The following is a 19929-nucleotide window of genomic DNA, read 5'->3' as shown; positions in this document are numbered from 1 at the left end:
TTTTCAAACAAACCCCTCCTAGACGGTTTCTTTACCACAATAGAATTTATTAGATTCCGAGGTCACGCTCTTACCCTTTCAAAGACCCGATCATAACGCCCTTAACAAAATACTTCTGAACAAACGGATACACAACGAGAAGCGGAACCGTAGCTACCACGATCAACGAATATTTTAACAGCTCCCGGAGTCCTTCCCGTTTCGCTTGCTCCGCTACGTCCATCAGCATGTTCAAATCCACATCGTTCTGCACCAAAATATCTCTGAGCACGAGCTGCAGCGGGTACAGATTCTGATTCTTCAAATATATAAGCGCATTGAAATAAGAGTTCCAGTGGCCGACGGCATAAAACAGCGTGATTACGGCAATAATCGGACCGGACAACGGAAGCACGATTTTCCAAATAAACTGAAAGTCCGTACAGCCGTCCAGCTGAGACGCTTCCAGCAGCTCATCGGGAATCGTTGTCTGGAAATAGGTGCGCGTAATGATCATGTTCCATACCCCGAGCGCGCCCGGAAGCAGCATCGACCAAGTCGTATTCAGCAGCCCCAGATCTTTGACCACGAGATAAGTCGGGATCAGCCCTCCGGAGAACATCATGGTGAACACGAACAGGAACATGAACACATTTTTTCCGTAAAAATCTTTCCTCGACAACGGATACGCAGCCAAAATGGTCATGACGACGTTAATCGCCGTTCCTGCGACCGTATAGAAGATGGAGTTCATAAACCCGCTCCATATCAGCTTGTGCTTGAAGACGGCACTGTACCCATCGAGCGTAGGATCGATCGGCCACAGCCATACCGCACCTGAAATGACAGCTTCCGAGCTGCTTATTGAAGCGCTTACAATGTAGATGAGAGGATACATTATGGTAATCAGAAACAAGGATAAGACCGTGTAATTAATGATCGTAAACATCTTGTCGCTTCGGTTTTCCTGAATATTCGAATGTTCCACTGGTTTCTCCTTTCCGGCCCCTGGTCACCACAAGCTGGCCTGCTTCGTTTTCTGGGCGATTTTATTAACGATGATAAGCAAGATCAGGTTGATTACCGATTTGAACAAGCCGATAGCGGAAGAATAAGAATAATTCAGCGCCTGCGACGCCAAACCGACCTTATATACATAAGTATCGATGACTTCCGACGTCCGCAAATTGAGCGGGTTTTGCATCAGGAGCACTTTCTCGAAGCCGACATCCAGCATATGTCCCGTATTCATAATCAACATAATGATGGCAATAGGCATAATACCCGGAATGTCGATGTGCCACATCCGCTGAACCTTCGTAGCCCCATCCACGACCGCCGCTTCATGGAGCGACGGATCGATCCCCGACAACGCGGCCAAATAGATGATACAGCCGAAGCCAACGCTCTGCCAAATGCCGGACCATACATAAATGGACTTGAAGTATTCGGGTACCCCCATGAAGTTGATCGTATCCAGGCCGATAAACCTCAGTATCGTATTGACGATCCCGTTGCGCGGATCCAGCATTTCCAGAATGATGCCGACCATAACGACGACGGATATGAAATGCGGCGCATAGGTGATCATTTGTACCGATTGCTTAAAAAATTTGTGTCTTACGTAGTTCAAACTGAGCGCCAGTATAATAGGAAAAGGAAACCCGGCGATCAAGCTGTACACGCTCAAAACAATGGTATTGCTCATCAATCTCCAAAACTCGTACGAATTAAAAAACCGGATGAAATGCTTGAACCCGACCCACTCGCTTCCGAGTACACCCTTCGTGACGATAAAGTTTTTGAAAGCAATCTGAGCGCCGTACATCGGTACATACTTGAATATAAGAATATAAATAAGCGGCAATGCTATGAGTGCGTACAGCCTCCATCCTTTGCGAATTTTGGAAAACGGCGATTTGCTTCTCGTCATTACGCTGGCTTTTGATTGTACTCCTGTTGTTTGTTTTAGCGCTTCCAATTGCTCACCTCCTTCTTCTCATTCATCCCCTTTAAGAACTGTGATATGGGTAGCGGCGGTTGCGCTATGGATCACTTGCTTGCAGGGTATACACAGACCGTACCATAGAATCAACGGCTGCCCTGCTATCAAGATAGCTTGGTAGCCGTTGAATGTATATAGGATAGCTTAACGGTCGATGTGCATCTGTTCAGAATGCCGATGTGCAATCGTTCAGCTCATATTCAAATGTTAAGAATGCGCTTTCATGATGGATGAGAACCGCGAAATGCCGTCGTGCTAACGCCGTTCAACCGCTTGAAGGCGCGGCAAAACGTATTGGATGAGCTGTAGCCCACGCGAAGCGCGATCTCATAAACCGGCAAATCGGTGCGTACGAGCAGCTCCTTCGCCTGCGTCATCCGCAAATCCTCCAGGTAGTCGGAGAAATTAACGCCCGTCTGCTCTTTGAAAAACTGTGATAAATACCCTTTGGATATGCCAAGCTGATCCGCCACGGAATCGAGACTCAGATCCGCGTATGCGAAGCCTTCATGCAGGCGGGTTACGATGCTTTCCAGCAGCTGTACATTCTGGCTCTTCTTATGATCGTTAACAAAGCTGCACACTTGCCTGTACACGTTGGTGAGCGAAGCAAAGTTTTTCTTCAGCCCTTCGTAGCTCGCCGCTTCCGCAGGAAGCTGCTTCATCCGCTCCATTACGCTCCATTCGTCCATTTGCACCTGAGGCAGCAGCTTCACGACCGTGCCCAGCATCTCGTTCATAAAAAGCTGCAGCATCGGTACCGACAGCCGTCGCTCTTCGAAGTTGATCTGATACAGCTCCTGCAGCAGCGTCTCCACCGCTTCCCATTCCCCCGCTTTAGCCAGGTTGCTGAGCCGCATTTCCAAATCCGACGGGTAAAAATAGCCGCTCTGCTCTTGCGGCAGCTCGTTATAGCTCATGACGCCTATCTGATTTCGCCAAGTTAAATATTCGAGCGTTTGCCTTGCCTCCTCATAGGATCGGGAGACATTGAGCAGCTCGTCGTACATGTTTCCCGCAGCCAGACATATCGCGACATGAACCTGCTGCTGGATCAGTTCGAGCACATGAGGAAGCATTTCATTCAAGTAAGACACGTTGGTCTCCGTCTTGCTCGAAGCAAACGCAAATAAGAGGGCGAATTGGTCCTCGGCCACATCGTGCCAATAAATATTCCCTTGGAACTCGCGGCGAAGGATGTCCTTGATCTTGACCCGCTTTACATCCAGCTCTTCAAGCAGACTGCGGTCAAAGCCGCTCTCATAGCCGCGCAGCTGAAGAATGGCAACGGCGAAGCAATTGCCCTGCGCTTCGATTCCGACGTGCTGCAGCAGCACGGGCGTATCTTTGGTGGACAGGAAATCGCCCTTCAACAGCCTCTCGAACAAGGCGGCTTGCAGAAACGGCGCCTGCTTCTTCATCTTGTCCTGCAGCTCGCGGTTGTTATCGATGAGCTTGGCTACGGAATCCCGTATAAATCGGTACGCATCGGGCTCCGAATAGGCATCTCCGTCCATTCGATCGATGATGGTATCCATAATCGTGCTGAGAGGCCGGCTGTTCCGGTACGCGAGCAAATAAGCGATCAGAAGTCCCAGCGCCAGAAACACAAACGCCATGGTAAACGTAATTTTCTTAATATACAGCACTTTCTTCAACACGATGGATGCCGGTTGAGCTACGAGATAGGTCCAGCCGTTATAGGAGGAATTCGTGTACGTCACCATCATTTGCTGGTTGTCTATGGTTTCGAGCATATTCCCCTGCTTGCCAAGCAGCTTGCTGCGGTCGATCCAGCTCGTCGGCGCATTGGAGGCCGTGGAAGTTAGGATTTGGCCCGTATCGTCAATAATATACGCCCAGCCTTCTCCGGACGGCTTTAATCCGCCCAGCAGCTTCTGGATTTCCCGGTTATCGACGGTGATGACCACCGCGCCTTGCGGATAGCCAGGATAACCGAGCGAATGAATGTAGGTCATCAGTGAGTAAGCGGTTCCATTTATCGTCACACTTTGGACGGGAAGCACGTCCCGCTGATGATAATCGCCTACCATCATCTGCTTCCATTTATCAAGCTCCATCTGCCCGTAGCGAAAGTTGTTATAAAACTCGGGCAGCTTATACGTACTGTTCTCGGTGAACACGAGCTCGCTGTTTTTATATACAATAAAAAAATTGAATATAAAATTATTCGTTAAACTGTAGTTGTTGAGACTTTTGCGCGTATCGAGTATGCGGTTGATGTTGGAGCCTTGAAACGGTTCGGTAATGTGCTGGAACTGCATAATTCTCGTATCGCCCACAAGCTGCATGGCAATGGATGAGATTTCAGCCAGCCTCCGGTCGAGAATATCCCTGCTCTGCTGAAGCATGCTTATGTTGCCGGCAGTTACTTCCTTCTCCATCTCCTGAAGCGTTTGATTGTATATGACCCAACCGACAAGAAGCGGGAGCAGCAAAAACAGCAGGTTGGGCACCAACAGCCGCAGAAACACCTTATGTCCGCCCGCCTTGCCCCGTTTTATTTTCCACATCTCGCTTCCCCCCCGACGTGATTTGACTCCATTGTAAAGTACTTTGAGGAGACAGACAACGAAAGAATTAGTCGAAATTTGTCTATGAAGTCTACCCAATGAGACTACGGGGACTTCCAATCCCTTCCGATTCCGGCTGGTGCCCGTTGATAGGATAACCCGCTTATTTTAATCTCAAAGGGGGCAATCCGCGCAAAGCTCAAAAAAATACAGCGACAGCACAGGACGAAGAGCGTCCTAGACCGCCGCTGATTTATGAGTTCAATCTATTGCATGACAGCCGGTTTACTGCCGGTTATTCCAGCGCGGTGATCAGATCTTTAATCCAAGGGAGACCTGTCAATGGCTCGATATGAACATGGGAGTCGGGAACAGCCCGAATGCTGCACAGGTAACCGGCTTTTCCATCCACAACGGCCATGCACTCTTTACATGCATTCGCCGATCTGCAGGAGTACCTTACGGAGAACGATGTATCCTTATGCTCACGAATCCAGAAGATGGCATCCAGCAGACTCATGCCTTCTTGATAAGGCACCTCATAATCCACCATGGTTCTGCCGGTTTCGGAGTCGCCGCGGACCACGTGTAATGTTACGTTAGACATTGTTGTATCCCCCTTTACTCAGACGTTTGCCGCACGAGGCAGTGGAATTTCCTTCATCGTCCATTGACCTTCGGACTCGAGCCGGAATGTGGTGCTAACCGCAGTGTCATAAGCATGATCATAATCAAGACGAACATGAGCGCCGCGCGTCTCCCGTCTCGCCAAAGCTCCGATAATTATCGATTCGCTCAATTTCAGCATATGGAGCAGCTCTATTTTCTCCACCAAGGTCAGTGCATAATAGGTTTGTCGGGCCAAGGCAGTTCCTTCCACGCGTGCACTGAGCTCATGCAGCTTGTCCAGCGCTTCGCGCAAGCTCGTCTCCGTACGTAAAGGCCCTGCCCCTTCCCACATCAGCTCTTGCAGCTCGCGCTTTACGGAGAGCATAGAAACCTCATCCTTATCCACTTCACGAGGATGCCACAGCTGTTCCAGCCGTCGAAGCTCCTGTTCCAGCTCAGCCTGCAGACGGCCCGACGGCTCCTGACGACGCTCGGCCTTCACTGCGGATTCCGCAGCAATTCGGCCCGTTACTAACGCTTCCGTAATCGCATTACCCGACAACCGGTTCGCTCCATGCATGCCGTAGATCAGCTCGCCGCAGGCATATAAGCGAGGCACAGTCGTTTCCATCGTACGGTTGACGCGAATTCCGCCCATCGTAAAGTGCGCCATCGGCGCTACCTCGACCATGTCTTTGGTCAAATCGACGCCCTGGTTCTTCAATATTTGAATGACCGGTCCGAACGCTTCCTTCAATTGCTCCTCCGGCACCATGCGAAAATCGAGATAGGCGCCTCCGTGCGGAGTCCCTCTTCCGGCCTCAACCTCTTTAAAAATAGCGAAGGTAGTCTGATCTCGCGCTGCCGTATACTTGCCTGCAACTTCGCTATTGTATTTATCCATAAATTCTTCGTGATTGCCGTTTAACAGCCGCCCGCCTAATTTGTAACGGAAAGGATCCCACATGATCGGGTCGATACCGACCAGCGGCGGATACAGATGGGCTATCGGGAAAAATTGCACCATTTCCATATCCCGCAGCTCGGCTCCGGTTTCGGCCGCCAACATGAATCCGTCGCCCGTCATATTCGCAGATGCGCTGTTTCTTTCATAAATCTCCGTCAGTCCGCCGGTCGCCAGGATGACGGCATTGGCCGCAATCATTACGGGCTGAAAGGTCTCCATAGCAAAACCAACAGCCCCCACTACAGTACCGTCTTCTATAACCAGCTTCGTGATCATGATATTTTTTAAACGTTCGATGGACTCGTCCTTCCAAATCGCTTTTCTAAGCCCTGCCGAGGTGGCGCCTCCGGTGTTCAATATATCCACATAGACACAGCGGCGCCGTGAATGACCCGGGGCGACGACTTGAGAATGCTTCCCGTCCGGTGTTCTGGCCCATTTGACCCCGTAGCCTTCCACTTCCTTAATGAGCTCGGGACCGCGGTCCACTATGGTCCGTACGATTTCCGGATCCGCCATCCCGCGGCTGCCCTTCATTGTATCTTCAAAATGAATATCTGCATTATCTTCTTCCGCTTCACCCAACGCTACCGCCACGGTCATTTGTGCCAGGATGGTGGCGCCTCCGCGGCCGACCAAGCTTTTATCGACCAAAACAACCTTGGCTCCTTCGTTTGCAGCCGCTTTGGCGGCCATCATCCCTGCGGCCCCAGAGCCAATTACCAAGACATCCGTCTGTATATGCAAAGGATTCATCATCATGCTCCTATCTGTGTCAGGATTTGCTGGAGATCGTTTGTCCGATCGGTTGAACGGTAATGCCTGCCTTCTGCAATGCTTCATGAATCATTCGGGCAAACTCAAGGGCATGCACACCGTCGCCGTGAATACAAATGGTATCCGCTTGAATGTGGACATCTGCATTTTGCCGAGAAAGAACCTTGCCTTCCTGGACCATACGGATCACTTGATTCACCGCTTCCGAATCATCCGTTATCATTGCATCCGGCTGTCTTCTAGGAGTTAAGGATCCGTTCGACTGGTACGTCCGATCGGAGAATACTTCGCTCGCCGTACGCAGACCGGCCTTCTCCCCCGCTTTGATTAGCTCGCTGTTAGCAAGACCTAATAAGATCAGCGCGGGATCAACCTTGTAGACAGCTTCGGCAATGGCTTCAGCCAGGCTCGGATTCACCGCCGCCATATTGTATAGTTCGCCATGAGCCTTCACATGCTGCATCGTACCGCCCTCGGACCGGACAAATCCATATAACGCGCCGATTTGGTATACGACGATGTCGTAAGCCTCTTGAGGGGAAATATCCATCTTTCTGCGGCCAAAGCCGATCAAATCCTGTAATCCCGGATGAGCACCGATCGCAACTCCGTTCTCCAGAGCCAGCTTGACCGTCTTTCTCATCGTTCCCGCATCCCCAGCATGAAACCCGCAGGCGATATTCGCCGATGTGACAAAAGATAAAATTTCCGTATCTCTGCCAAGACTATATACTCCGAAGCTTTCGCCCATATCACAATTCAGATCGACATATCTCATGAAAAATGCCTCCTTATAAGAAATACATTTGAATGCTCTTTCTCAAATTGATCAAATTCCATTCCGTTAGCAAATAAGCCTCCTGAGCCTCATGGAGATCCGCCAGTTTAAACCGCACGCCGCTCCCGATCTGCGCTTGCGCCAATAGAGGCAGGTCCGCCGTAATGACCTGAGCCACCTTAGGGTAGCCGCCCGTCGTCTGTCTGTCGGCCATCAATACAATCGGATTCCCGTCCGGCGGCACCTGGATCGTTCCGAACGTCACCGGCTCAGACAGCATCTCCTTCCGCTCAAGCATGGCAAGCGGCTGCCCCGCCAGCCGGTACCCCATCCGGTCCGACTGCGGCTGCACTTTAAACTCCGACGACAGCAAGGCTTCGATACAGTCCGAATCGAACAAATCGTATTGCGCTCCGGGGATTACCCGAATTTCCGGGTTCGGCTTATAGGCCGGCATGATCTCATAAGATATTCGCCACTTTACCGAATGAAATGCCGTCTCGCCAGCCTCGGACTCAAGGCGTCTCAGCATCTTCCTTCCCAGCGCCGTTACAGGCTTCAGCTGAAGCAAATCCCCTTCCTTGAGCGCCCTGCCTTCGAAGCCCCCGAAGCCCGCACGAAGGTAGGTGGAGTAGCTATTCATATGCTTCGGGACATCCATGCCCCCCGATACAGCTAGATAGCCTCTGCAGCCTTCACGGGAGGAGCCGAATTCTAGCGTCGTCCCTGCTTTTATATAAACCGGCCTCCACATAGGCACCGGCATACCGTCCGCTTTGGCGGAAAAATCGGATCCGCAGACCGCAATCAATGCAGCTGCTTCAAAATACAGTGACGGACCAATGATCGTCATCTCGAGTGAGGCTGCCTGCTCATCATTCCCTACTAACAAATTGGCTGTCCTGTGAGCAAAGCTATCCATCACGCCGCTTACGATGACACCATACTTTTGATAACCATACCTTCCGGCATCCTGCACCGTTGTCAGCAAGCCTGGCTTGCGAACATGAATTGTCATCGATTCATTCCCCCCACCGGTCATATTGTTCACGTGTGATAGGGTAAAATCGTATCAGGTTACCTGCCTCCAGCAAGGTAGGAGGCTGCCTATCGGGTAAAAACAGCGATAATGGCGTACGTCCGATCAGCTGCCAGCCGCCCGGCGTCTGGATCGGATAAATGCCCGTCTGCTCTCCCGCAATTCCAACGGTCCCCGGCGGAATCGCTAACCTTGGCGACTCCTTCCGTGGAGCTGCAATCCGCTTATCCATTCCCCCAAGATAAGGAAAGCCCGGAGCGAACCCCAGCATATACACTAAATACTGCCCTCCGGAATGAATTCGGATCACTTCATCCGTGCTGAGCCCGTTGATCTCCGCGACATGCACCAAATCCACGCCGAACTCGCCGCCATAGCAGACAGGTATGTCAACAACCTTTGGTTCAGGCACCGTACCTTCATTCAGCCGCTCCAATATGGTTATTAATTGATTTCTCACGAGGTCATATGGATACTGAATCTCTCCCGCAGGTGATTCCTTGCTGTTGTTGACAAAAAGCAGCAAGGGATCATACACAATCGTTACTGAAGTAAACGCAGGAATAAATTCAATCAGTCCGTTAAAAGGATGTTGCGTCAAATAATCCGAAAGCACTCTGACCTTGGTGTGAGTCTCCACATCCACCTGATCGCCGAGCTTTACCGTGATGGCACAATCCCCTAACGGAGACATTTCAACATAACGAATACTATCATCTCCTTTTCATACTTGACTTCTTCGGGAAGAACAAGTATCAGAGCTCCTATTCAACTATAACTCCCTATAGTGTAATTGAAAAATAGGCTAGCCCCAAGGAGGCCCTAGCAAGATGGATATCCATGCTCACTATAGACAAATTCTCGGGGCTAAGTAACGAATATCAACGTAAGGCGTTTATTAATTCCGTATTTCGGAATTAAAATACCGTATTTCGAAACTTAATATATACGATCATTATAGTAGGTGTTGATAAAAAATCAAGAGGATTATCCGTCTCTGCATGAAAAGACGTTATGATGCAATCGTCTCGTTTTCCACATCTTTTCCGATCGGTTCCCACTTAATCAGCAATGTCGCCAGCAAACCCAGCACAGGGACAATAGCCAGCAGCAACAGCGTATTGTATAACCCGGCTACAGCCAGTACGACAGGGAAAAGGAAAAATCCCAGGATACTGCCGACCCGCGTAATTCCTTGACCAAACCCAGCCCCAAGTCCTCTAAGCTCTGTCGGATAAGAAAGTGTCGCCATGGTCATCCCTTGCGAACCTGGCCCAAAGGCATGTCCAAAGATAAAGGCGGCTAACAGAACAGCCGAGATTCCAACGTAGGAGTTCCCAGCCGTACCCATCAGGAGCAAACCGATAGCTGCAATAACATAACCAACAATAGATAGCTTGCGAACGCCCCATCGGGTATTCAAGGAAGAGCCGAGAAATCCTCCGAGCGCCCCGAACAAGTTGAAAACAATCGTGCCCGTAATGGCATAAATGACCCCTTGGCCGAAAAGAATCGTGGAAATGGTCGGGATATAAAAACCAACAGCGAAATATTCCATACTTTGCGTAAAGGTAATCACCGAAGCCAAAATGGTTCTAAGCTTGTATTTGCCTTTGAAAATTTCCATGTAGGACAGCTTTGCACTGCTCTTTGAATTCGTTTCCTCTTTGGCAGCGGGACTGACGCGAACTTCGACGTTGTACGTTTTACGAATAACCTTAGCGCCTTCTTCCAGCGACAAATGATGAGCCGCCCACAAAGGACTTTCATTCATATAGAAATAACGTAAGAATAAAACGATGAGTGCAAATACGCCCCCAAGGCCGACGGACCATCTCCAGATGTATTCATGCTGATTCAAAAAATAAAACGGCAGTGCAATTAATCCCGTAACAGAGGCAGCGCTAAACCACAGAGGGCACCATAGCGTCACGTTTGCCCCTTTTTTCTTCATATTGCTGAACTCCGCGATGAAGCTTAAAGCAACCGGAATGTCGAGTCCGACCCCTATGCCCATTAATAGCCGGAAGAAGACCAGCGTCCCGAAGTTGGGTGAGAGCGCTGCGCCGAAGGCAGCAAACACCATAAGAAACAAGTCGATCAAGAACATTTTGTTACGGCCGAATTTATCGGTGTAATAGCCTCCGAATACCGCTCCCAATAAAGAACCGACAGCCATAATGGCCGTCAAGCTTCCTAGCTCGACTGCCGTCAAACCAAACTGCTGCTGCAGCTGAGCCGTCCCGATCCCGATACTCGTGAAATCATAGGCATCGACAAACACGCCTGCCAGCGCCAACAAAATAATTTTAAATCCCGGCTTACTTACCGGATTGGAGTTGATGAAATCGACGATGTCACGTCTGCTCCTTACTTCCAAAACTTGAGCCTGCCCATTCATTATTGTTTGACTCCTTCCTCTTCCCTCAATTTAAATTCCGTTTTTCGGAATCGTAATTCCGTTTTTCAATAACCTAGATATACGATCATTATAGTCGGTATTTATTGAAAATCAAGAGAAATTTCGACGGTTTTTTCACAAACCTTTGCAGACAATGGAGTTCATTGGTCTTTTTAGTGTATACTTGATTTGCGAAATACGCCGTAATCAGGGCTTCAGGAGGAACATTTGTAAAGTGCAGAACAAAAATAAAACGGTAGTCAGATCCATGGATCTTCTTAATCTTTTCTTGAACCATGGCAAATTGAGCATCAACGAGATGGTACAGCTCTCAGGCATTCCCAAAACATCCGTCCATCGAATGATCGGCTCGCTTGAAGAAATGGGCTTTCTTCACAAGGACAAGGATGGAATCTATTCCCTCGGGCTGTTGTTTCTGCAATTTGGCAACTTGGTCGCCGAACGGCTGGATATCCGTCATATCGCATTCCCTGTGATGGAGAAGCTTCGTGACGATATCGAACATGCTGTCCATCTCGTTCTCAGGGATGGTCAAGAATCCATATACATTGAAAAATTGGATACGAATCATCCGGTCAGACTTTTTACCAAAATCGGAAAAAAGGCTCCTCTGTATGCCGGTGCCTCTTCTAGGACCATTCTCGCCTTCTTGCCGGATGAGGAACGGGAGGCTTACTTGAATGAGGTTGAATTGAAGCCGATCGGTTCGGGAACGATTGCCGGCAAAGAAGAGCTGCGTGCTTCTCTAGAGCTGACCAGAAAACGCGGGTACAGCTTCAGCCAGTCGGAGCTTGAGAACTATACCGCGGAATTAAGCGCTCCCATCTTCGATCATTCCGGTCAAATTATCGCTGCCCTCAGTACCGCAGGACTGGAAGTGCAATTCGGCGAAGAACAGCTGCCCGAGTATATCCGAAAGGTAAGACAAGCAGCCGATGAAATTTCTAGAAAGCTTGGTTGTACCGCTCCGCTACAAAGATAGCTATTCGAACAGACTGATCCTATCTTTTTATCATTATGACAAATAGAAGAAGAAGCAAAACCCTCTTCATCCAATCCGGATTAAGAGGGTTGATTTTTTTTCCAATCTGCAGATGAACATATCGCTAAAGAGATTTGGCAGCAATCGCTGCATACTTTACGGACATTAAAAAAGGGACTGTCCCTGTTGGAACAATCCCTTTTGGTAAGATCCCGAACGCGATCAGGATTCCTTCTTCATCACATCATGATCGACATAGCGGGCGCCGTTCAATTCGCTAATGACATTGATGGCCACCTTGGCGCCATCTCCCGCGGTAATAATGGTATGTACGCTCACGCCTGCCGCTGTACCCGCCGCCCAGATGCCTTCTACCGATGTCTTGCCTTCCGGAGAAGCATCGATAACCGTCTTAATTCTCGGTTCGGTGCCGTCTTTGGTTTGCAGACCGATATGCTGGGCCAGGTCCGTCAATACCCCTGTAGCCAAAATGACGTGCTTGCCTTCGTACTGGCTGCCGGATTCGGTTACGATCTGGAACCCCTCGCCTGCCTTCGTAACATTCTGAACTTTACCCTGAGCCAGCTCCGCACCGAATTTAGCGGCTTGCTTCTGGCCGATCTCGACCAGATCAGGTCCGGTAATTTCCATGACGCCGTAATGATTTTCCACCCATGCTCGTTTGGTCATGCTTTGATCGCTATCGATCAACAACGTCTTCTTCCCTGCTTTGGCAGTGAATAAAGCTGCACTGGCTCCTGCCGGACCAGCTCCAATAATAACTACGTCATACATTCTCGGTCTCTCCTTTCGAATGGTCATACGGTTGGAAGGTAAATCAGCTTGTCAGCTACTTCTCATGCTACACAACTTGGAAAAGAAAGTCAAAGCTCCTCCGCCTTCTTTTCATTGCTGCGATAATATGCTAAATTAAGGACAATCTACCACTTTATCTATAGAGGAGACCGATTCATGAGCCGCAATCAATGGGACCATCTGGCCGACGGGATTACCGAGGAACAGCTCGAACAATGGCAAAGCTCGATCCGTGACGGAGGCTACTCCGCGTTTCATATGCTGCTTGAAGGATACAAAAAGCGTCTCAAGACAATGAGAGACGAGGAAGTGCCAAGCTTTCGCTCTTGGCTTGACAAAGCCGCCCGCCTATTTCCCGAGCCCGGCCTGTTCAGTCCTTCCTGGATTCATATTTGGGAGGAATTACAGCAGATGACGGAGATCAAGCAGAGAATTTTGCAAACGGTTCCTGTTCGCGAAAGAGATGGCGAATGGCAGCTCATTCTGGACAATCCGCTTACGATCCAAGAGGTCGTATGCCACCCGGGACTCACCTTCGATGAAGCGGCTTACTTATACTGTTATTTCCGCCCGGGTCTCCAAAGAAACGAGTATATCCGACTGCAAAAAATTCAGCATGTTCTAACCGATGCAGGCTCCTGATGACAGGAGTCTTTTTTTGGGGACTGAAAAACCTTAGCACCCGTCCAACTCGGCAGGACCCAAGCTGGAATTGTCGAATCGATTGCGATTTTATCGAGACGTGCGCTTCCCCGGGAAATGAACGAGTAGCGTGGGAAATGGACGCTTAACGCGGGCAGACCTTTCCCTAGCTGCTCTCAAGTGCAGACGGTGAATGAACCGCGGCTGCCCGTTTGCGGCGCAATCCTGAACCACATCATCGATGCGGCCGCCCGCTTATCAGCAAAATCTTGCCTCTAGATTCCCTGCCCGGCTCCGATCCGCTTCGTATCGCCTCTTTTGCCTCCTCCAGCTTAAAATACGATCCGGCTGCAGCCATTCGCAGCTTGCCATGCTCTATCAGCTTCATCAGCTCGTTGAACGTTTCGTGCCACTGCTGCACACTCACGCGTTCCACCCAATGACGAAGCCAGAACAGGCTTGGCTGGACGCCGGTCTCTTTGGCAATCCGTATCCAATCGGGAGCGATGCCCGACAGCAGCCCGATACTTAGCACGGTCCCGCCTGGACGTATGCATCTCGCCAACTGAGCTGAGTCATCGCCGCCTATGCTATCGATCCCCGCATGGGCTCCACGGCCGTCCGTCCACTCCATCACTGCCTGAGCCACCGGGACGGCCGTTGCGTTAACGACATGTGCCGCTCCCAAGGAGAGCAGTTCGGCCGTGTGCCTGTCATTTCTCGTTACGGCGATGAGCTTGTATTCCAGCAGCTGGGCAAGCTGGGCGAAGATCCGGCCGATCGCGGATCCGCCGGCATTGACGATCAGCGTGTCTCTCCGCTGAAGTCCCAGCCTGTCCCGGCAGATCAACCATGCCGTCATCGGGTTGATATACAGCTGCGCCGCCGCGTCGTCCGGAATCAAGTCCGGTACGGGAACCGCCCAATCCGCGTTCATGCGGACGATTTCCTGCCACGTGCCCTCTCCGCGCAGAGCAAGGACTCGTTTGCCCAGCAGTGCTGTAGAAACCCCAGCCCCTACCTCAATAACTTCGCCGACCCCTTCATATCCGGGGATCGCTGGAAGAGCAATACGGTGAGAATATGCACCTCGTATCGGGATTAGATCGGACGGATTGATCGGTCGCGCCGTCATCTTGACCAGCAGCTCGCCTGAAGCCGGAGGCGTCACACGCTTGGACTTCAGCTCGAGAACCTCCAGCGGATCTCCGAACCGTGCGTATTCGAAATAGGAAGCGTTCAAAATATCCGTTCTCCTGTTCTTATGTATTGATCCAATCGAACATACAGAAGCCGACTTTCCCTTGTCGGGAAAAATCGGCTGGACTAGATTCAGCTATTCATTTACATCATTAATTGTTAATGAAGTTAATTTTATAATAACTACTTGTCGGCGATGACAATATCCCACTCATGAATTTCAAAGCCTCTCGCCTTATGAATCACATAAGGATCCTGATTGACGAACGCTTGAACCTCCTCGAGCGTATTCGCCCGATAAATAACCAAGCCCCCGGCCCCGTCCGTAAATCTTCCGTTGGCAAAAATGTGGCCCTGGCTGCGTACAGCCGCCAAATAATCGAGATGCTCGGAGCGGTAGGTCTGGCTTTTCTCTTCATCCAGCATCGGTAAAAATACGGCAAAATGCTTCATTCGAACGCATCCTCTCCTGACTCGTCAATTCGCCTCCTATTTTACCATACTTTAAACAAACCCGACAGCTTGTCATACGCAAGCTTCACTGCCCTGCTGCCGCATGCTCATTAGATAGCGAAATATCCGTCGCCATCATGCGATAGGATGCATCCTTGCGGAACTGCGAAGGTGACATTCCCTTCTTCTGGTGAAACAGCCTGGAGAAGTACGAGGTCGTCCATCCGAGCTTTTCGCTGATTTCCGAAACGGTCAGATCGGTATCCTGCAAATATTCCATTGCTTTTTCAAGACGAAGCTCCTGCAAATATTGCATAGGGCTCATTCCGATGTGATCATTGCAAATTTTAATTATATAGTGAGGATGAAACCCGAAATGACTCGCAATGTCAACGAGAGACAGTCTCTCTGACAAATGGTTGGAAATATATGCGGCGATGGGGAAATTGGAGTGAGCTCCGGTTCTCGCCCGCTGAGTGTCCTTGGGCTGCTCGAATTCCATTCGACTGCCCTGCAGAAGCGACAGCAGAGTCCCTTTGAACCCGGAATCGATACGATACAACGTTAATGGCTCCGGCGTTTTACTGTATTCGACGGACAACTGAAACCATTGCTTCAAATCAGCCCAATCGTCGCTGCCGCAGCAGCCATGTGCAGGATACGACTGCAGAGCATGCTCCAGTCCCTCGTCGCACAGCTTGAATTTGAATGTCATCATTGTCGCTGCATCGGTAAAATCTAACGTATGCCGGGAATGCGGAGGCAGAAGATAAAAATATTTGCTGATAACCGGATAATGGCGATCGTTCACTATTAGTTTGCCGGAGCCCCTATGTACAACAATAAGTTGATGGTAATCTCCAGTCTGATGAGTCGGTATCGCTTCCTGCTCCTGATAATCGTTGCGGGCAACCTTCAACATCGTCAATTGGGCATCTCTCAGCAATCGCTTCTTTTCCATGGTCATATCTCACGTCTCCTCCCGCCCAACTTCGGGGCATGTTCCATAGTCTAGTGCGGCTGTTACGACGATATTCACCATTCTTGAAAGCTCTTTCAAATTCATTGATCCCGCAATCAAAACTTGGAAAAAACAGTATATCAGTGATGCAAAATGGATATTTCAAAACCTATCTCCATCTTAAGCATGTTGGCTCCCGTTGAAAATTGGCTAAATTATTATGACCATATGTTTTTTTATGGTTTAACATAAAAAAAGACAGCTTCCTTGTCAGGAAACTGTCCCTTCGTGAGCTTAGGTTACGGTAACGTTTCGTTTCCGCGCCTGAGCGGCACTTAATTTCATCTCCGCCCGGCTCCAGATGATTGCCAGAATAGTCGCCGCGACGCCCAAAGCTCCGGCGAAATAAAACCCGCTCTTCAAGCCTCCCCATTCGTTGATCCACCCGGCAACAAACGGACCTGCAAACATGCCGACGGCATATACCGCCTGATAAAACCCCATCGCCGTCGCTTGCTTTTCCCGGTCGATTTTGTCAATCGCGAGCGTCAGCAGCAGCGGGAAGCAGATTCCTTGGAAAAAGCCGTTGCATACTTGCGTTACAACAAGCACAGTTAGGCTGTCCGCCAATGAAATGGCCGTCGTACACAGAGCGCTGAGAATGAAGCCAATAATGACCAAAGTCCAGGAACCGTAACGGGGTGCCAGGAATCTGCCCGATATATAGTTGCTTACCGCATGGGGAAGCATGAACGCGAATACAAGGAGCGTCAGGCCCAATTCGTCGGCTCCCAGTGCCATAGCGTGGGACGGTGTAAAGCCGAACATCGTTATGAAAAGGATGCTGTGAGCCAGTATGGACAACGTGGATACCTTCAGCAGAAGAGGCTCTTTCATGACCCGATACAGGTTGCTCCATTGAATCGGTTCCCTTGAAATCCCTTCCTTCGGCTCGTGGATACCGAGACTGATGATGAGACCTGCAGCGCCGATGACGCTGCCGACCCAGAATGTCGACGTCCAGCCCCACTCCTTGACCAAATAGCCGCTGACGCCCATCCCGACCAATTGACCGGAAGCCGTAAGCAGGCTGATGAGACTCATCGCCCGGGTCGCTTGGTCCCGGCTGAAATAGCTTGCATAGAGCACGGTAAAGGCAGCCCATGTCGACGCACCGATTCCGGATACGATCCGTCCTGCCAGCGCCCAGCCCAAATGTCCGTCCATGGCGAAGCAAATACAGCTCAATGTCGTAGAGAGCATGCCGAGCATGATAAAAGGCTTGCGGACTTTCATCCTGTCCGAAGCTATCCCGAGAGGCAGGCGCAATAGGATCTGGACAAAGCCGTAGCTTCCAAGCACTAAACCGGCAAAGCTGTAAGTCGCTCCGAGATGATCCAGATATGGCGACAAAATGGGGACATATGTATAGAGAGATGCCCAGAAAAATAACGTAACAAGAATAAAAACAAAGTGATGTCTCCGGGTTGGCGTTGAATCCGTTACCTGCATGGCTGCCTCTCCTCTATCCGTTGATGTGGTTCGCTATACAAAATATAGTCCTCGTACGGAACCTTGTAAACCCATTTTTCGATGCAGGATGCAACAAAAACGGCTCCTGCGGCATGACAAAAACGGCCTTCTGCAAGAGAAGGCCGTTTTCGCCGTTACTGCTTATGGAGTTGTGACCTTGACGTCGTCAATATGAAGGACGCCCGTTCCTGTGGAATGAGTAATCGCTTCGAACGCGTCGATTCCCGTCACAGCCGTCCGGAAGCCGACATTGGACAGAACCGAGGTACCGTTCACATAGACATTGGCTTTGTCCGTTGCCGAGTCCGCCTCGATTTTAATCGTCGTCCAGCCGTTGGCGGTATAGTTCGCAATGTTAGTGCTCGAGCCGTCTGCATTCCGGTAGCGTAACGTTCCGTCCGAACCGGATTGGATCGTAACCGCAGTGGTTGAGCCCTGCTTCAAATGAACGTACAGATTGTTGGCTGCAGCCGGCAGCATGACTTTGTACTCAACGGTCACCTGACCTGCCTGGGAAGTAAAGCTTTTATTGGCTTTAATCGAATTGGTCGTATCCGTATCGTTCAGCTTGATGCTCTTATTCGTGGAGCTCGGCACATTCACTACGGTAGCGTTGCCGCTTGTCGTATAGCCTGCAGGCGCCGCTCCCGTTGTCTCGGAGTTGAAGCTGTCGTCAACAAGTGTAACCGATGTTGGCGGTGTTGATGCCGATACCGGCGACCACCAGTTACCGGATACCGTGATCATAACGAGCAGACGAATGCTGTTGTCGAAGTAAGACAGACTTGAGGTCGACGTTCCGGCCATTTTCGTCCAGAGGCTGTTCAACCACGTCTGATTGCTTGAATTGATCATAGCGCTGACGGCAAAAGGAGCAACAAAGGCCATCGTATTGTCCGTTTCACCGGTAATAACCGTACCGTTCAGGTTGTAGCCCGATTTAATGTTGTTCGGATTGCTGGAGGTCGATGTTTTGACCCAGTTGTTAAGCGTGGTCAGCTGTCCGACAGCGCGATTGTCACCGGTTAGCAAATAATCGACCGGAATCCGCCATGGCGTACGAGCCGAGTTGTAGTAATACTTGCCGTCGTTCGGGCCTTCCAGGAAGCCTGCGGCAGCCGGATCGTAATTCGACGAGCCCTTGACCGCGAAGTCCGGCATCAATCCGGTGTTCGGGCTTTTATTGTTGTACAAATAATTGATAATATTGTAGGCCTTATCCGTTACATTGGCCCAGTTCGCGTTGCCGCTGGCCGACTGGTACGCTTTCAGATGGCTCATCATGAAGTCGGACAACCGCGTGCTCTTGCCATAGGTAGCATCGCTGTTCGCCGCCCAGTCACCGAGCTTTAAGATCCATTCGCTGGAGTTGACATCCTTGCTCATGATTGCGCCGATGACGTTGTTCGCTTGAGCCAAATAGTTGATCGATCCGCTGCTGCCCCATTGCTTATCCGCGAGCAGCAAAGCGTAGGCGATATCCATGTCGCCGTCCGTCGCCGAATCGTTACCTCCGTCGGGATTATCGACGATATTCCCGCTGCTGTCCTTGATCTGCTGCCATGCCATCAGATTGCTGTTATTCACGCTGCCGTGAGCGCGATAAAAACGGTACAAGCCGTCGAAATACGTCTTGGCGTTAGTATCGTAGCCTGCCATAAGCACCGTTGCGAGCATCCCGTATCCGTGCCCTTCCGAGCAGGATACGGCGTTGGCAGGTTCCGAATATCCCTCCAGATTATAGAACACATAATATTGGTCCGTAGCTTTCGGATTTTGCTTCAAGTATCTTGCCTTCCACTCGTCGTAAATTCGCTTCACGTCGTTATCCAGCTGGGTTTGGGTTACATTATTCGGCTTGATGGTGCCGGAGGTGTAAGTGGTATGCTGCGGGAACGGTCTTAATTCCCCGGCTGCCGAGGCGGTGAATGCCTGAAACGGCAATATTGTGCTGATCATAAGTACTGCTGCAAACCATCGTCCTTTTCTCATCAAATCAGCTCCTTTGAGATGGATATGCCGCACAGCGGCAATAAGTAAACGCTTTCATAAACTTCGAAGCCACTATCCCTCCTTTACTGGTCACTTCGGGCGGCGCCAACCGGATTGGCAATACGTTGACGCTGTGCCCGATAGTCAAAGTATACGAACAAATCCATTTTTTAACAATGCAGGAAACTAAGAAACATTTGTTTAAAACTCACTTTTTTTCCATAATAAGGGCTTACTTAA

At 50.2% G+C, this 19929-nt stretch carries 17 protein-coding genes; 2 read left to right on the top strand and 15 right to left on the bottom strand.

Annotated features, from left to right (window positions below):
- Window positions 1–70 precede the first annotated feature (70 nt).
- The 9 genes from ACFQ88_RS02365 to ACFQ88_RS02325 all read right to left on the bottom strand — a co-directional run bounded on the left by ACFQ88_RS02365 (window position 71) and on the right by ACFQ88_RS02325 (window position 11089).
- Window positions 71–967: a carbohydrate ABC transporter permease gene (locus tag ACFQ88_RS02365; protein WP_379451503.1), complete on the bottom strand. Its 897-nt coding sequence runs from the start codon at window positions 965–967 to the stop codon at window positions 71–73.
- Window positions 968–991: 24 nt separating this feature from the next.
- Window positions 992–1912 carry an ABC transporter permease gene (locus ACFQ88_RS02360; RefSeq protein WP_379453540.1) on the bottom strand — a complete coding sequence of 307 codons (921 nt, stop codon included), beginning with the start codon at window positions 1910–1912 and terminating at the stop codon, window positions 992–994.
- Between the two features lie 293 nt (window positions 1913–2205).
- Complete coding sequence (locus tag ACFQ88_RS02355; protein ID WP_239634831.1) at window positions 2206–4518, bottom strand: helix-turn-helix domain-containing protein; 2313 nt, start codon at window positions 4516–4518, stop codon at window positions 2206–2208.
- 295 nt (window positions 4519–4813) lie between these two features.
- On the bottom strand, window positions 4814–5125 hold the full coding sequence (locus tag ACFQ88_RS02350) for a 2Fe-2S iron-sulfur cluster-binding protein (protein WP_379451502.1): 312 nt from the start codon (window positions 5123–5125) through the stop codon (window positions 4814–4816).
- 18 nt (window positions 5126–5143) lie between these two features.
- Window positions 5144–6850: an FAD-binding protein gene (locus tag ACFQ88_RS02345; RefSeq protein WP_379451501.1), complete on the bottom strand. Its 1707-nt coding sequence runs from the start codon at window positions 6848–6850 to the stop codon at window positions 5144–5146.
- A 19-nt stretch (window positions 6851–6869) separates the two neighbouring features.
- Window positions 6870–7649 (bottom strand): LamB/YcsF family protein, encoded by a 780-nt coding sequence (locus ACFQ88_RS02340; RefSeq protein ID WP_379451500.1) that lies wholly within the window; start codon window positions 7647–7649, stop codon window positions 6870–6872.
- A 13-nt stretch (window positions 7650–7662) separates the two neighbouring features.
- Window positions 7663–8667, bottom strand: a complete 1005-nt coding sequence (locus ACFQ88_RS02335; protein ID WP_379451499.1) for a 5-oxoprolinase subunit C family protein — start codon at window positions 8665–8667, stop codon at window positions 7663–7665.
- Window positions 8668–8671: 4 nt separating this feature from the next.
- Complete coding sequence (gene pxpB / locus ACFQ88_RS02330) at window positions 8672–9382, bottom strand: 5-oxoprolinase subunit PxpB (protein WP_239634826.1); 711 nt, start codon at window positions 9380–9382, stop codon at window positions 8672–8674.
- 318 nt (window positions 9383–9700) lie between these two features.
- Complete coding sequence (locus tag ACFQ88_RS02325) at window positions 9701–11089, bottom strand: MFS transporter (RefSeq protein ID WP_379451498.1); 1389 nt, start codon at window positions 11087–11089, stop codon at window positions 9701–9703.
- 235 nt (window positions 11090–11324) lie between these two features.
- On the opposite strand from ACFQ88_RS02325, the gene ACFQ88_RS02320 reads away from it, so the two are divergent.
- Window positions 11325–12092, top strand: coding sequence for an IclR family transcriptional regulator (locus tag ACFQ88_RS02320; RefSeq protein ID WP_379451497.1), 768 nt, complete (start codon window positions 11325–11327; stop codon window positions 12090–12092).
- Window positions 12093–12314: 222 nt separating this feature from the next.
- Here the strand turns inward: ACFQ88_RS02320 and ACFQ88_RS02315 are convergent, their stop codons facing one another.
- Window positions 12315–12887 (bottom strand): FAD-dependent oxidoreductase, encoded by a 573-nt coding sequence (locus ACFQ88_RS02315; protein WP_239634823.1) that lies wholly within the window; start codon window positions 12885–12887, stop codon window positions 12315–12317.
- 177 nt (window positions 12888–13064) lie between these two features.
- Here ACFQ88_RS02315 and ACFQ88_RS02310 point away from each other — a divergent pair, with 177 nt between their 5' ends.
- On the top strand, window positions 13065–13550 hold the full coding sequence (locus ACFQ88_RS02310) for a hypothetical protein (RefSeq protein WP_239634822.1): 486 nt from the start codon (window positions 13065–13067) through the stop codon (window positions 13548–13550).
- 235 nt (window positions 13551–13785) lie between these two features.
- Here the strand turns inward: ACFQ88_RS02310 and ACFQ88_RS02305 are convergent, their stop codons facing one another.
- From ACFQ88_RS02305 to ACFQ88_RS02285, 5 genes are all read right to left on the bottom strand, one after another.
- Complete coding sequence (locus tag ACFQ88_RS02305) at window positions 13786–14793, bottom strand: zinc-dependent alcohol dehydrogenase family protein (protein WP_379451496.1); 1008 nt, start codon at window positions 14791–14793, stop codon at window positions 13786–13788.
- Window positions 14794–14933: 140 nt separating this feature from the next.
- On the bottom strand, window positions 14934–15203 hold the full coding sequence (locus ACFQ88_RS02300) for a YciI family protein (RefSeq protein WP_239634820.1): 270 nt from the start codon (window positions 15201–15203) through the stop codon (window positions 14934–14936).
- Between the two features lie 85 nt (window positions 15204–15288).
- Window positions 15289–16170 carry a helix-turn-helix transcriptional regulator gene (locus tag ACFQ88_RS02295; RefSeq protein WP_379451495.1) on the bottom strand — a complete coding sequence of 294 codons (882 nt, stop codon included), beginning with the start codon at window positions 16168–16170 and terminating at the stop codon, window positions 15289–15291.
- A 288-nt stretch (window positions 16171–16458) separates the two neighbouring features.
- Window positions 16459–17676, bottom strand: a complete 1218-nt coding sequence (locus ACFQ88_RS02290) for an MFS transporter (RefSeq protein WP_239634818.1) — start codon at window positions 17674–17676, stop codon at window positions 16459–16461.
- Between the two features lie 162 nt (window positions 17677–17838).
- Complete coding sequence (locus ACFQ88_RS02285) at window positions 17839–19689, bottom strand: family 8 glycosyl hydrolase (RefSeq protein WP_379451494.1); 1851 nt, start codon at window positions 19687–19689, stop codon at window positions 17839–17841.
- Between the last annotated feature and the right edge of the window lie 240 nt (window positions 19690–19929).

It is taken from the genome of Paenibacillus sp. NPDC056579, assembly GCF_042793215.1.
Lineage (GTDB): Bacteria > Bacillota > Bacilli > Paenibacillales > NBRC-103111 > Paenibacillus_S.
Note: the sequence above shows the minus strand (reverse complement) of the source record. Positions and strands in the feature narration are given on the sequence as shown.